This is a genomic window from Planktothrix rubescens CCAP 1459/22 (assembly GCA_904830895.1).
In the GTDB taxonomy this organism is placed as follows: Bacteria; Cyanobacteriota; Cyanobacteriia; order Cyanobacteriales; family Microcoleaceae; genus Planktothrix; species Planktothrix agardhii.
The window spans coordinates 1-12,929 of the sequence record LR882962.1; the positions used below are offsets into that span (position 1 = coordinate 1).

General features: G+C 41.0%; 17 protein-coding genes and 1 pseudogene. 3 read left to right on the forward strand and 15 right to left on the reverse strand.

Annotation, left to right across the window (positions count from 1 at the left end):
- Positions 1-304: pseudogene (locus tag NMG86_RS25845) on the reverse strand (hypothetical protein); the annotation flags it as partial.
- Positions 305-540: 236 nt separating this feature from the next.
- Here NMG86_RS25845 and NMG86_RS25850 point away from each other — a divergent pair.
- Genes NMG86_RS25850 through NMG86_RS25860 form a run of 3 tightly spaced genes read left to right on the forward strand, consistent with a single transcriptional unit; the run spans position 541 to position 2,070 of the window.
- Positions 541-1,023 (forward strand): hypothetical protein, encoded by a 483-nt coding sequence (locus tag NMG86_RS25850; protein ID WP_026796212.1) that lies wholly within the window; start codon positions 541-543, stop codon positions 1,021-1,023.
- Positions 1,024-1,049: 26 nt separating this feature from the next.
- Positions 1,050-1,478: a hypothetical protein gene (locus NMG86_RS25855; protein WP_026796211.1), complete on the forward strand. Its 429-nt coding sequence runs from the start codon at positions 1,050-1,052 to the stop codon at positions 1,476-1,478.
- Positions 1,479-1,530: 52 nt separating this feature from the next.
- Positions 1,531-2,070 (forward strand): Lrp/AsnC family transcriptional regulator, encoded by a 540-nt coding sequence (locus NMG86_RS25860; protein WP_026796210.1) that lies wholly within the window; start codon positions 1,531-1,533, stop codon positions 2,068-2,070.
- On the opposite strand, the gene NMG86_RS25865 is transcribed toward NMG86_RS25860, so the two are convergent.
- The 14 genes from NMG86_RS25865 to NMG86_RS25930 all read right to left on the reverse strand — a co-directional run bounded on the left by NMG86_RS25865 (position 2,050) and on the right by NMG86_RS25930 (position 12,507).
- Complete coding sequence (locus NMG86_RS25865; protein ID WP_071783051.1) at positions 2,050-2,295, reverse strand: DEAD/DEAH box helicase family protein; 246 nt, start codon at positions 2,293-2,295, stop codon at positions 2,050-2,052. The genes NMG86_RS25860 and NMG86_RS25865 overlap by 21 nt on opposite strands.
- A 37-nt stretch (positions 2,296-2,332) precedes the next feature.
- Positions 2,333-5,527 carry an AAA family ATPase gene (locus NMG86_RS25870; protein WP_026796209.1) on the reverse strand — a complete coding sequence of 1,065 codons (3,195 nt, stop codon included), beginning with the start codon at positions 5,525-5,527 and terminating at the stop codon, positions 2,333-2,335.
- Between the two features lie 12 nt (positions 5,528-5,539).
- A complete protein-coding gene (locus NMG86_RS25875) occupies positions 5,540-5,824 on the reverse strand; it encodes a hypothetical protein (RefSeq protein WP_144018128.1) in 285 nt (94 codons plus the stop codon).
- 146 nt (positions 5,825-5,970) lie between these two features.
- Positions 5,971-6,147 carry a hypothetical protein gene (locus NMG86_RS25880; RefSeq protein ID WP_158442124.1) on the reverse strand — a complete coding sequence of 59 codons (177 nt, stop codon included), beginning with the start codon at positions 6,145-6,147 and terminating at the stop codon, positions 5,971-5,973.
- 243 nt (positions 6,148-6,390) lie between these two features.
- The gene (locus NMG86_RS25885) at positions 6,391-6,843 is read right to left on the reverse strand and encodes an ATP-binding protein (protein ID WP_026796208.1); all 453 of its coding nucleotides are present in this window, start codon (positions 6,841-6,843) and stop codon (positions 6,391-6,393) included.
- Positions 6,844-6,959: 116 nt separating this feature from the next.
- On the reverse strand, positions 6,960-8,336 hold the full coding sequence (locus NMG86_RS25890; RefSeq protein WP_144018127.1) for a type IV secretory system conjugative DNA transfer family protein: 1,377 nt from the start codon (positions 8,334-8,336) through the stop codon (positions 6,960-6,962).
- Positions 8,329-8,598 carry a hypothetical protein gene (locus tag NMG86_RS25895; protein ID WP_148291961.1) on the reverse strand — a complete coding sequence of 90 codons (270 nt, stop codon included), beginning with the start codon at positions 8,596-8,598 and terminating at the stop codon, positions 8,329-8,331. The genes NMG86_RS25890 and NMG86_RS25895 overlap by 8 nt, the downstream gene beginning before the upstream one ends.
- Before the next feature lie 6 nt (positions 8,599-8,604).
- Complete coding sequence (locus NMG86_RS25900; protein WP_026796206.1) at positions 8,605-9,111, reverse strand: hypothetical protein; 507 nt, start codon at positions 9,109-9,111, stop codon at positions 8,605-8,607.
- 129 nt (positions 9,112-9,240) lie between these two features.
- Positions 9,241-9,399 (reverse strand): hypothetical protein, encoded by a 159-nt coding sequence (locus NMG86_RS25905; protein WP_158442123.1) that lies wholly within the window; start codon positions 9,397-9,399, stop codon positions 9,241-9,243.
- A 181-nt stretch (positions 9,400-9,580) separates the two neighbouring features.
- A complete protein-coding gene (locus tag NMG86_RS25910) occupies positions 9,581-10,036 on the reverse strand; it encodes a hypothetical protein (RefSeq protein ID WP_499103758.1) in 456 nt (151 codons plus the stop codon).
- A gap of 246 nt (positions 10,037-10,282) precedes the next feature.
- A complete protein-coding gene (locus tag NMG86_RS25915) occupies positions 10,283-10,690 on the reverse strand; it encodes a hypothetical protein (RefSeq protein ID WP_026796204.1) in 408 nt (135 codons plus the stop codon).
- Positions 10,691-11,566: 876 nt separating this feature from the next.
- Complete coding sequence (locus NMG86_RS25920; protein WP_499103759.1) at positions 11,567-11,773, reverse strand: hypothetical protein; 207 nt, start codon at positions 11,771-11,773, stop codon at positions 11,567-11,569.
- Positions 11,751-12,068: a hypothetical protein gene (locus NMG86_RS25925; protein ID WP_499103760.1), complete on the reverse strand. Its 318-nt coding sequence runs from the start codon at positions 12,066-12,068 to the stop codon at positions 11,751-11,753. Before NMG86_RS25925 ends, NMG86_RS25920 begins: the two co-directional genes overlap by 23 nt.
- A 67-nt stretch (positions 12,069-12,135) precedes the next feature.
- Positions 12,136-12,507, reverse strand: a complete 372-nt coding sequence (locus NMG86_RS25930; RefSeq protein ID WP_499103761.1) for a hypothetical protein — start codon at positions 12,505-12,507, stop codon at positions 12,136-12,138.
- Positions 12,508-12,929 lie beyond the last annotated feature (422 nt).

Below are 12,929 nucleotides of genomic sequence, written 5' to 3' on the forward strand. Positions count from 1 at the left end.
GTTCTATCAGGGTAGTATCGGGTTCTATCAAGATTGTATCGGGTTCTATCGGTTTGGTATCGGTGATAGGTTCCACAATCTCGGTGATAGGTTCCGATGTTGGGACGGGTTCGGGTATCGGTTCCGGTGTTGTTTCCTGTATCGGTGTTTGGACTGTATCGGGTATCTGTTCCGGTGTCGGGTTCAGTCGGGTTTGTTGGTTACGTTTAGCGGTTGCCAACTCCCGTTCCCAAACTGATTCAGGGGCAAACATCCAAAGTGCGATCGCGTAAGCTGTAGCTGTAACGGCTGTAAGTGCGTTCATTGTGTCTCCTAAGTTGTCAAGGTACTGTGGCGTTTCTCGGTTTCAGAAAGTTGTATCGGGTTTCTGAATCCGATACTTAATATAGTAGTTTATCGGTTGTGTATCTGTCAAGTGGTAACAGATACTAATATCTGATTACCGGATACTATACCGATACCAATTACTTATGTATCTGTTTAGTATCGGTTAAGTAGTGTACGATAGGATTAACCGATAAATAAAGGATACAAACCGATATGTTAACCGATACCCTGACAGATACTACAACCGATACCGTAACAGATACAACAGATACAGATACCGATACAACCGATACCATCAAACGGATAATCCCTAGAAGTGACGATAAAATCGTTCGGCTTGACGTGCGTTTTCCCAGAGCTTTGCATGATGAGATAGAAGCTCTGGCCATAGCTAACGGCTCCCCCATTCATCACATCAGCAAAAAACCCACGTTGACCCCGACAATTCTGGATTTAATCAGAATCGGACTAGATCACTATTCCCCTGAATCTTTAGAACGGATACAAGTTAAAATTGAATCCGATAAGATAAGCAAAGTTTTGACAGATAACTGTAACGATTTGGAGGCGATCAAGGCAGAAATAACCGCAGATATATTTTTAAAAATAGCCTCACAGCAACAGCAACCCCCGGCTATTGATTTAAATATCGTGGCGCGGCTTGAAGCTATGGAGGCTGCACTTCTGGGAAAGTAGAAACCCTCACCCATGAATTAGAGGGAGTGAGGGATGAATTAGAAGTTAAGGATAATGCGATCGCTAACCTTCAAAACCAACTAATCGGCGTTGTTTCAGAACTTGAGGCTGTAACCTTAGAACTAAAGGAGAGGGAAGTGGCGATCGCAACACTCAAATCAGAATTAGATGCGCGGGAAGATAAGCAATTATCCAACCCCGATACGATAAAAACCGTATCGGGAACTTCTGACCGTCTGACGGTTGGAACCCCCGGATTAGTAAAATACATTAATTCAATAGATCCTGACTCTGGAATCATAGCCAAAACAATAAATAACGCGATTACCAGACATAAAGGTGGCGAGGGAGAAGGGGGACAAGGTAGAAGTCTTGCTAGTCTTGAGTCTACCTATAACTTTAAATACTTGGGTCAAAATGGGAGAAATCACCAATTTTCAATTCCTAAGCTGTAAAATTATCCCACCTTAAAACACCCCATAGCCCCTACCTTTGGGGCTTCTGGGTGTGTTAGGCTTAAGTTGTATCTTTGCGTCAAATTGCGTCATCAAAAAATTTAGACTTGATTTAATTCGAGAAGCTATTAAACTATTACTGGACAATCCCCATCTATCTAATCGGGAACTTGCCAGACAAATCGGGGTGTCTGAAACCACAATCCGGTACTGGAAAAATAACCCAATCTGGGATATCGAACGGCAAAAACTAATAAATGATCGAGCCGAAGCTATTGGCTTAAAGGACGTTCAGGAAAAAGCGGCGTATAGGGAAAAACTGAAAAAACAAGAACAAAACTTAGAGATACTACTGGATCAGATTTTTGCTAATTCCATGCGGGCTATAACACTTTCTAATAAAGTCTTGTCGGCGGGTGTTTTAATGGATGACCCGACTAAAGCCTGTCTGATGGTAGTTAAATCCGGTGCGCTTAAACACGCTAAGGTAGCCATGCAGGGCGTTTCAGCTTATATTGCTATATGTAATCACCTCTATCAACTTCATGTTTTAATTGAGTATTTTGAAAATTTAGAGGAGGAGGAGGATTAGGCGATCGCTCGATATTGATGATAGTATTGCAGTCTTACCCGAACCCGTGGGAGCGTAAACTAAAATACGCTTTTTGCCGTCCCGTATCAACTGATATATCTCGCTTTTGAGTTCTTTCTGATAATCCCTTAATTCAAAAGTTTTAGGGGAGATAATCAGATTTTGGGTATAGTTGTCCTGGGTTTGTCCCCCGTTTAAGAGGGCAAACAAATTTAATTGATACATTTTTCTGTCCTAGTTAGTGTTAGTTAATAGTTGGCGGTTAGAGTGTATAAAGCAGTTCTAATTGTTTATCGATTGCCATTGCTTGACAAAATAGCGAGCTTGGATCGTTGTTAAATCTTTCGATCAATAGATGAGCCGTCTCAATATCCCCGTGCCCGTAAACAATGCCGATCGCCGTTACCATCTCGCCTAACGTGGGCACTTTAAAATCCTGGTTTTGGAGCGCGGCGCGGCTAACATACTCGCCCCTGTGGGTTAACCATTGCTGGCCCTTTCTGGCGGTTATCACGTGCAATCTTTTAAATTCGGCTATCAGTACCCCAATAACATCCAACCCATCAAAATCGGTGGTTTTGTTTTCAACTGGTTCGGGTATGCGATCGCCAAAACTTGTAACATCCGTTGCGATTGTAGTATAGGTTTTTGGTTCATCGGTTTTGGTTGCAAAATCGGGAGCGCACCCACCCCCCCCCTTGTAACCAAAACTTGTAACCAACTCGGTTTCTATGTCTGAAACGCCCTCATATTGGGGTTTTCCGTTGGTTACATCCCCTTGGTTACAAAAATCTGATGTAACCAACTTGTAACCAAAATTATTTTCTTTGTAACCAAGCTCAAACTCTTTATTTATAGTGGTTTCAGAAGTTGGGTTAATTTCTGAGTGTGTGAGTGGGGGGGGGGAGGGTATGTGCTCATTTTTGTGGTGAGGTTCATCGTTAAAGGATGTGTCTGTTTTGGTTTGTTTTGTAGTATGTCCAAACCCGAACGAGAAATAAAGTGACCCCCGGCTATTTTCTAGTGGTTTAGAACCAATTAGCTTGGCATTGACCAACCGAGTTAGTTCTATATACATTGATGACTTTGAAACGGCGCCGGGCTCCTCTAGGTCAAGGCAGTTAAATATTTGAGAACCCTTTAACCCCTCTGGGTAGTGTGGAAGGTTAGCCCGCATAACCGACAAAATCCGGCCTTTGTTGTTTTTACGTTCGTCAAGCTCGGCGTCACTAATTCCCACTTCCCCGGTAACGTCCCAAGAATTATTCTCAGGATTGAATTCCAGATTAAAAGCTTTACCTTCCGAGTCCCGGCTGTAGCAGTAAAGTTGGCGCCGGGTGTCTTTGGGATCGTAGATAAATTTCTTCTTATTATTCGGATCTTCTTTGGCAACCCGATTCATTATCCAAACGTTACCCAATGCCCCTACAATCGCGCTAGAACCCCGGACATTATCAACCCCGATAGTTTCATTGTCCTTCTTGCTGTGGTGTATCAGAACTGAACTCGCGCCGTAGCGGTTGCAAAGTTCGGATATCGTATAAACGACGTCAGAAAACTCGGCGCTATTTTCAGATATCGTGCTACCTTTGGTTATCCGTTTTAGAGAATCAATGATTACTAAAGTTGGGTGGAAATCTTCAATTTCTGCCTCCAGTTTTTCCAGTTGACTAACTTCAAACTGTGTAATGATCCTGATATTTTCAGCATCACTTTTTCTAAAACCTCGCTTAATTAATTTAGCTTTTGTTGATTGTCTGGATTCGTCAACCGACACAAATAGCACTCGCCCGGTTAATGTTTTCTCGCCTAAGAAATAATCCTCACCCGTTGCTACGGCAAAAGCTAAGTTAATACCAAGTAAAGTCTTCCCAACTTTAGGAGAGGCGACTAACAGGGCACTCTCACCTTTAGGTAATAAACCAGGGATTAAATAATCAACAGCGTCGCTAGTTTCATCAAAGAAGTCATCTAACCCCATCACCTCAAATTGTTGGGTTGTGTTGCGTAATTTCAAATCTTTTAACAGATTAGAAATTGAATTAACCGCAATTCGATATTTTTCAGATAAATCATGAATCCTTTGTATTAACTCGATTTTATCGTCAATCAATAGCAAGGATCTCAATTCTAATTCCAGTTGCTCCCTTCTGATTCTCTTATTAATTTTTGCCCTGAGTGTTGCCCATAACTTCCCATCTATTCCCAATTCTTGTCGAATCTGATCTATTTTAATTTCCTGAGAAATTTCATCAAAGTTAAAATCCAAAAGTATATTCTCAACTTTTTTTAACGCTTCTCTTACTTCTCCCTCTTCTCCCTCTGTTGGTTTCTTGTGTTTTGGCTCCGGTTTTAGTGTGGTATTTCCTGACATTTGATAAACGGGTTTTGAGATATTTATTAATGGTTTTTCTGCATCCTGAATACCTTGAATAGCTCCCTCTAATAACTTCAAAAATTCGGCTTGGGTTGTGTTGGGATTTTCTTTAAGAAAATCAACTACATCACCCTTTTCCGGTACTTCACTCCAAAGGTTTTTCGTAGGAATAACAAAAGCATTAAGTCCAACATCTAAAGCCCATAATTTAAACTTCTCGCACTCTTTAAGTCCCACATCGTCATTATCAGCAACCAGAATAATCTCGGCAATCTCGGCATCCTTTAACGCGGTGAAGTTACGTTTAATGGCTTCTTCTCCCTTACCAATACCAACCCGCGATATTGCCACAATGCCAATGGCTCGGAGGGCCTCAACACAACTTTCACCCTCTGGCATCAAAACCCGTTTGTTTTTGCCGTATTTAATAGCCTCACCCTGACAATAAAAGTCCCAAGGTTTATCACCTTTCTTGTTAATAGTATTCCCGTTGCAGTCGGTGTGATACGGGAATATATGTTTATGATCTAGATCGTCTCTACCAGGGATACTAAATTTAATCCGATTGTTGTTAGTATCATAACGCTCTATTCGTTCAATCCATTGACTTTCGGAGTATTGATAAATCGTTTTTACTTCGGTTGTATCGTTGCCTAATTGCTTGATTCTAACCTCGGCACGATTGGGAGTATTTGGAAATGTTGCTATTATTAATTTTGGTTTTGTTGTAGGGGTTTGTTTTTTGTATTGCTGTTGGTTTTCGTGTTCCATTTCCACAGGAATATTAGCTCCCTTAGCAATCCCCTCAACAGCCTCCGAAAAGCTCTCAGTATTATTAAGTTTTTGATATAACTTAATGTTGTCTCCACTCTCACCGCATCCAAAACACTTAAAACCTTTTCCGTCGGTCAACACGAAGCTCGGTGTTTTTTCATCGTGAAATGGACATAGAGCTTTGAAGCTATTTCCGGATTTCTTTAATTCCAACCCATGCTTCTCGGCTATTTGGGTAATCGGAACGTCTCTTACTCTGTCGATTGTATCCTGACTAATTAATCCGTTAGACTTGGTGTTATTCATGATAAGATTTCCCTATGGTTGATGAGTAGATAAGTTTTCAGAAACAACAAACCCACCAAGGCGACATGACGGCCCGGTGGGTTTAGTTGTATTGGTGGTGAGTGTTGCGATCGCATCCCCAAACATCGGGAGGCGTAATTTATTAGAATCTACAGTTTTCCGATGTAGATTCTGTAGATTCTGTGATATAGTTGAATAATTACTTGAGTATTCAACTATATGGTTATGTGGCGTAATTCGGTGGGTTTGACAGAATTTTAAATTATATAGACAGGTTAGACGTTTAGCTGATATCATTGTTGTATTACAAACACCCCAACCGGGGCGCGATTAGTCGGTGTATTCCTTTTAATCAAGCGCAAAAGTTCCCACAGATGGCTTGATTAGAGAGTTTATGCAGTTTACAAAAGAATAAAATTAAGGCTGTGTAGTTGTTGAAGCAACTATGCAGCTTTTCCAGTTTCAGGGGAGTTAAGGTTAGCTAACCCATCCCGAATTATCTGGGATTTAGTTACCCTTAACTTTTTGGCAGTATCTTCTAAAGTTTCATCGAGTAGTCGGGTGATTCTGAAGGAGACAGTCACATATTCAATGTTTTCAGGTGGTTTCGATGGAGCCATAAAAAATAACTTTTTAAAACTTCCTAACTATTATAATACCTGATCGATAGATTTACAACGAATTGGCAAAATATTCTTAGGCAATTCTGGCAAAAGTCGCAATTCTTGTCCGACAAATTAATGATCATCAGAATCCGGACTAGCCGCGGCGAGATGGTTTGACTAATCAAACCATAATCTAAAATGCTTAAATCTCGTACTAGCATTAAAAAGTTTAATTTTGCGCAAGCAACGCAACCATCCTTAATAACAATTTGGTTGTCCGTTTAAATATCTGCCACAATACCCGTCACCCCTAACCCCGTACTGGATTAAATAATCTTCATAGGTTTTGACCCGTGGCGGCGGTGCGACAATTTGATAATTAGGAGCAAATCTGTCACGGTCAAGGCAACCGGAACCGCCGTTATTCTTAACACAATAATAGGCTTTACTCCCTTCCTCTATAACAACGGGCTTGTTAGGTTTCTTAGTAACAATTAAAGGCGGTTCTGATGGTTTAGTTGATGTTTTTATCTTCTCAGGTTTTCCGGTGGCTTGCTGTTGCAATTTGACCGCGTTCTGATGATTGTTGACTGTAAATATTCCCAAACCTATTAGAGCTAAACCAAGGCATCCGAGTAAGGAGAATTTAAGGATTATTGAATCCGGTGCGATCGCAACACTATCAGGCTTTGATAAATCTATGTTGTTCATGTTAATAAATCCCTCTTAATTCGTTGTCGCCGCCATTACCGTTGTCACTATGTCACAAAGCATTAAACAGGCTACAGGGGGCGGATAAAGCTATTTGGTGACATCGGTGACAACGACTAAATCGGGGTAAACGTTACCCGAACAGTCCCCCCGGTTTGTTCAGTTTTGACCGTCCCATAGCCATTATTTTCTAACCATTCAAACGCATACTTAATGGCATCGGATGATAGGTTACGCCCAACAGTTGACCGTTGAACATCCCTTACAGATACCGACTCCTTACCCTTGCAGAACTCTAATATCTGCATGAATTTATCATCGGGATTGCTGTTGTTTTCGGGAGTTTTGTCCAGTTTCCTGATATCAAAGGATGGTGAAGTCGTGGCAGTTGTTGGCGGTTGTTTAGGTGTTTCCTGTTCCCTCTCAACATAAATTTCATCACCTAAAATTTCATCCAAAGTTATAGGAATAGTTTTTACTGGTAGAAGGTTTTGGGGCGGTTGCCCGTTCTTAAATTGGGTATAGTTGCCGTGCGTTGGATGTATAGATAAATCATCATCTACCAAACACGGATAACCCGTATTCTGTAAGCAATTTAATACTCTCTGATCAGGTAAGTTTTTGGCGTGTTTTGTTGAGATTTTGCCCAATCTAATCAGAGAGAAGTTTTGCAGAAAGTCCCCCATGCCTTCGAGCCCCATCGCTTTGGTATTACCGGATTGACTGCAAAATATTGAGAGCATTTCATACTTGCGACACTCGGAACCAAGACGAATCACCGCCTCCTCACAAATATTTGATTTAGCATTTTTAGCGGCGACCCTAACAGACGGCCATTCGTCCCAGATAAAAACCAGTTTAGAAAACTGTTTAACGCCCTGTTTCCTTAGTTTTTTACGGTTGTCTAATTCATCCAGGGATGCGCGTAAGCATTTGAGAATCAAGTCATAATCGTCAATGATTAAAGTATTTGGCCCCCAATCCCCCCCGCCGTCGTAATGCGGATCACAAACTATTAACTTAATCTCAGAACCCTGAGAAGCTAACCCAATTAAATATTTAGCGGCGCTTGATTTTCCTGATCCTGAATCCCCAAACAAACAGATACCCACGCCGCGATCAAGTATTGAGTCAAAGCTAACTATCGGGGGCCTGTCTTCAGTTTCCTGTTCTGGGAATAGGCTTAAAACGTGGTTATAGATGTTTAAATCTGGCATTTTAGGACTAGGAAACACCGCTTGCTTATACCGTTCGATGATTGCAGACTCACCTATATCGAAAATAGTGTCACTGGTATCCTGTCTCAAAACCGTCCTTTCAGTTTTCTTCATGGCGGGATAACTTAGGATTGTCCCGATGGTTGACGCGATCGCACCCATCCCAAAACCATAAAACTTGTTAGGACTAGGATAGGGCTGTGATAATCCCCAAAACATCCCCATAGTTCCGGTGGTAATCCAGAGTGCGCTACTTATTAATAATGGGTTAGACATAAGCTGCAATCCCTCCTAAAATGCAGGCTACAAACATAATGGTTAAAATGCCAAACATAACCGCCTCTGATGTATTTAATAGTCCCGTGTATGCCCTTCTCCCATAGAACGAAGTTAAGGCAATTAAAGTTAATAAGAACAAGATAAAAAATACCCAATACCATCGCTGCAATTGGGTATAGTATCGTGTTGTTAATCCTGATACACATACCCAACAGATTGACCCGATAAAATACCCTACAAAGTTTAAAACCCGTGCCATTATTTATCACCGTCCTTTTAATTCGTTTCGTTTACTTTGTGACCCGTTTAAAGCATCATTGACCCTCTGATTAGTTGCCTTTAGATTCTCTCTATAGTTAGCCTTAATCGCGCTATAGGCTACGGTTTGAGCGTCTAACATTGATTGAGTCTGGGTAATAATTCCGTACTTCTTACTATCACCATCGGCAGTCAACTTAATCGCTTTCTGCATTTCCTTTGCTGTTAGTAATTCAGCTTTGGATAATGTCTTGATATTCTTGCCAAACTTCTTAACGTTCTTAGCGTTTTGTTTAGCACTTTTGGCTATTTCTCCCGATTGTTGGACAAGTTCATCATCTATAACCCATCCCCTGTTATTCGCCTCACGAACTAGCTCGGAACTAACATATAAATTATCTTGGTTGGGTGTAAATGTTTCGGGAGTAATCGCGCTCTGGTGAACGTTTGGAAGTCGGGAATTTTCCGTTTCATCCCCGACAAAAAACGACTTAATTGCCGATAAAATTCCCATTATTTTTTTTCAGTAATTTGTGTTGGTGTTTGTGGAGGAAGCACAACGAAAAAACAAAACATCGAACCGGCCCCAAAAATAACACCAATAAAAAATGAGATGGTATTTGAATTTTTCATGTTTCAATTATTAGAATGGGACGATTTCATAAGCTGAAAAACCAGTTTTTTTTACCCTGCCAATTTCTATCCATTTAGGGCAAAAACGACGAACGAAACCAGGGTTAGGAATCACCCATAAAACATGATTCCAAAACTCTAAATCTTGAGGGATGAAATGAAATTTCATGATTAAAACCCCCCTAAACACTGCATAACTAAACCATCGTAATAGTTAGGGGTAATGGTTTCTAGTTCCTTTAAAATGCGTTTAAACTGTGCTAAAATGTGTCTCATAATTAATCTATCGTGATGGGTGGATTGATTAAGGAGACGGCTCTCCAACTGGATGACCGTCTCTCTTAGTTGGGTTATTTGTTGAGCGAGTTCTTGATAGTCACAACATCCAGTTTTTGAGTCCGAACTGCTGTTTTTTTCTTGCTGTTCTGTTGGTGGCTTGTGGCTTGCTTCCCCAAGTCCTGAACAGTTTTGTCCGGTGTTCCTTTGTTAGTTTTGCCCAAACTTTCTAACTGAGAATTAATGATTTTTTGGAAGTCTGAATTAATGGCAGTCTGCAAGGTATAAGCCTGTTGCAAACCGTTTAACTGAGATTGCAATAACCCAGTAATCAGAGCGACGCTGCCAGCTTCACCAATAGCCGTTCCGGTTTCGTACTGAACTCTGATGTGTTCATTGGTCAAGCCTTCCTGAACACTGCCAACGGCCCCAATATGATCGGCTAGGTTTTGATGAACTGGGTTGGATAAAGCTAATTCTCGCAGGGCAGCTAAATCCGATTGACTGATAGCGTCCTGATTTAATCCCAATTCCTGAACAAGTGCTAAGGCGGTTTCTCCCAGTTCATTCTCGATATCATCCCAGTCAATGAACTCCTCTGAATCCTCAATTGAAAAGCTCTCAGGGGTTGGGGTTTCTGGTTTGGTTCCCTTGAGTGTTGCGGGAGTATTTCCGGTTAAGTGGTTTGCGATCGCATCCCCCCCAATTTTCTTCTACTTCTGATGGATTCAAAACCCATTTGTTTAACCGCGATTAATAGTTCAGTCTCGGAAACATTAAGCCGCTTTGATAATGATTGCATTGTCGATTGTGACTTCTGTTTGATACTCATTGTTTAATTCCTGTAAGTAGTTTTGAAAGGTGAAAATAGGGGCGTTAAGTTGAATGTAATCCTCAATAATTTGGGGACGTGGTGCTGATGACGGCTCGGTTAAATCGTAATCATTAATACGCTTTAACCATTCCTGAACATAAGGGTTGTAGGCTGTTCTGGGTTTGAAGTGTTGGTAAAAATCTGGAGAATAAGTTAACAGTAGTTTTGCCCATTCTCTTAGGGTTTGGGGTTTCCGTTTTAATTCAACTGCCAAAACTCCAACGGGTTTGTAAACTGATTTTTTGTCGCCGTCCCGTAGCAGTCGAATCCTTTGATTTTCCGGTATGATTTCCGGTTCAATTATGTCCATAGATTTTTGATAGGTTGGGCGTTATAGCGTTCTTTAACTGTCTTGTGAGGTTCATCTGAAGTGCTACCAGAGGACGTTGTAGAGAGCTATGTTAATCATAGTACACTATTAATCATTACTTGTCATCATATTGACTTGATATGATTCATTAAACTATCTGATTAATCAGATAGAATTGTAGTGAGGTAATTAATGATTGCTTATGCCAGATAGAGTAACGGTTGACATTGAAGGGTTCCGAGAGATATTAGAGGCCCTTGCAAAAGAAGGGGAACGCAGCCTATCCCAACAGATTCGGCTTTTCATCCGTCAAGGTGTGGAGCGTAACAAGGTAGAAAAATCTAATAATGAATAGATTAATGGGAATTATTCTTATCAGATTATTAAGAAAAATTCCTGTTAGTCTATAAATAAAAACTAATCCCTAGCCTTTGACCAACAGACTAGGGATTATTGGTTATTGTTGACAATCCGGTTAAACAGGGAATAGTTCTAATTGCGTCCGTAGTCGAGGATGTACTCATTCTCCTTAATCAAGTTTTTGGCCTCTATCTACCAAGTCATAAACATCATTCAGGGTGCAATCATCGGGAAGATTACAATAGTATCTCGCCTCACAAACACCGCGCATATAGAAACACTACAATCCTGGTAAAACAGTGAGGAAATCCCAATCAAGAATAGAGCCTATTTTCTGATCAAAATTCGTCAATCGTCAACTATACCGCTATAGTAAAATCCCATCTCGGAAATTAATAAATTAGCTTGATGTAATTGGGTATCTGATAGCCAGTTTGGATAAGGTTTCTGCATTGTATTAAGTCCTATTGGTGAAGTGTTGGAGAGGGTTTTAATTCCCTCTCAGTTGGTTAATTCCTATCCCTTAATCCGTTTAATCAAGGCATTGGCTATGTCCTTATCCCAGAGGTAGCTACAGAATCCAAAGTTAGCGAGCGCCCGGCGAAAGGCTTGACTTTCTGCGTCAACTACCGGCCCCCCATAACCTTCATCAAGTAGGGTGTCTGAACCCGTAGCGGTGCGTTTAAATGATCCATCAGAACTATGAATCGTGATGGTATTCAACCGTTACCCGTTCCCCTATCTGGTTAAGAGTGATCGACTTCTCCCATCCGGGGGTAATATAATCAAGGCAACATGAGAGAAGTTCCCAAGGCAGGAAAATAATTTGAGTGTTGCCTTTCGATTTGAATTGATAGTAACTATCTGGCACTTTCCGATATAAATCGCGCTGTATATCTAAGAAAGGTCGGTTTATTCCGAGTGTTTCACCCGATGCTAGTGCGACTCTTAAATCCTTTGGAGTGTTGGGTAGAATCGCCGTGTTGGTGGCAGTTGCAGGGTTTTGAAGTAATTGCATTGTCTTATCCTTTGAAGTGGTTTGAGGTGTTGTGAGAGGGGGGATTATTTCACCCCCTAGTTATTAATTAGAATCCTAAGTCTGCTTTAGCTTTGAGGTATTCGGCGTGATTGTAATTCTCAGGACTAGCTAACACTTCTAAGGCGGTGTTATGGGCAATCATTTCAGACTGTTTGGTGGCGAGTTTAATGGATTTGTAGGATACCAGCCACTTATTGTTGCGAGTTGTTTTCCATGCGCTACAGGACTGCTCCTTTGGAAGCCCGGATGAAATAAGTTGTTTCACCCGTGTAGAAGTCTTCTTCAGTCCAACCAAACGGACTTCTGTGTGGCCGTCTGGGTAAGTCATTTGGATTGTGTCAATAGTCAATCCGTCAAAATCGGAAACGTAGGTTGAGATGATTTCAGTTTTGATTGTCGATTGAATTTGAGCTACCATTGATTTAAGTCCTTAGTTTTGGATGGTGAGAGGTAAGTGGTCATCCAAAGTTGAACCGCTTGCCTCTCTGTTTGTGTATCGGTTTTTTCTTATCCGATATCTATATAGTAGTTTATCTGTCTGGTATGTCAAGTAGCAACCGATACTAATTATCGGACATTATTACCGGATAAGATAACAGATACTTATGTATCGGATATCCGTTAGGTAGTCCCATCAGATACCGTACCTAGAATGGTTATCTGATAGGGTTATAAGGTTTTAAGCTGTTAGGAGTTGGATTAGTTGCGGTTTATTTAGTGGCTTGCGTTTACCGTTAATCAATGGGCGCCAGTTGAGTTTCTGTTTCTTAGCTAATTCTCTGAGTTGAGTCGTTGTAAAGGTTTCAAGGTTTAGCGGTTCCGGTGTAGGGATTGTATCGG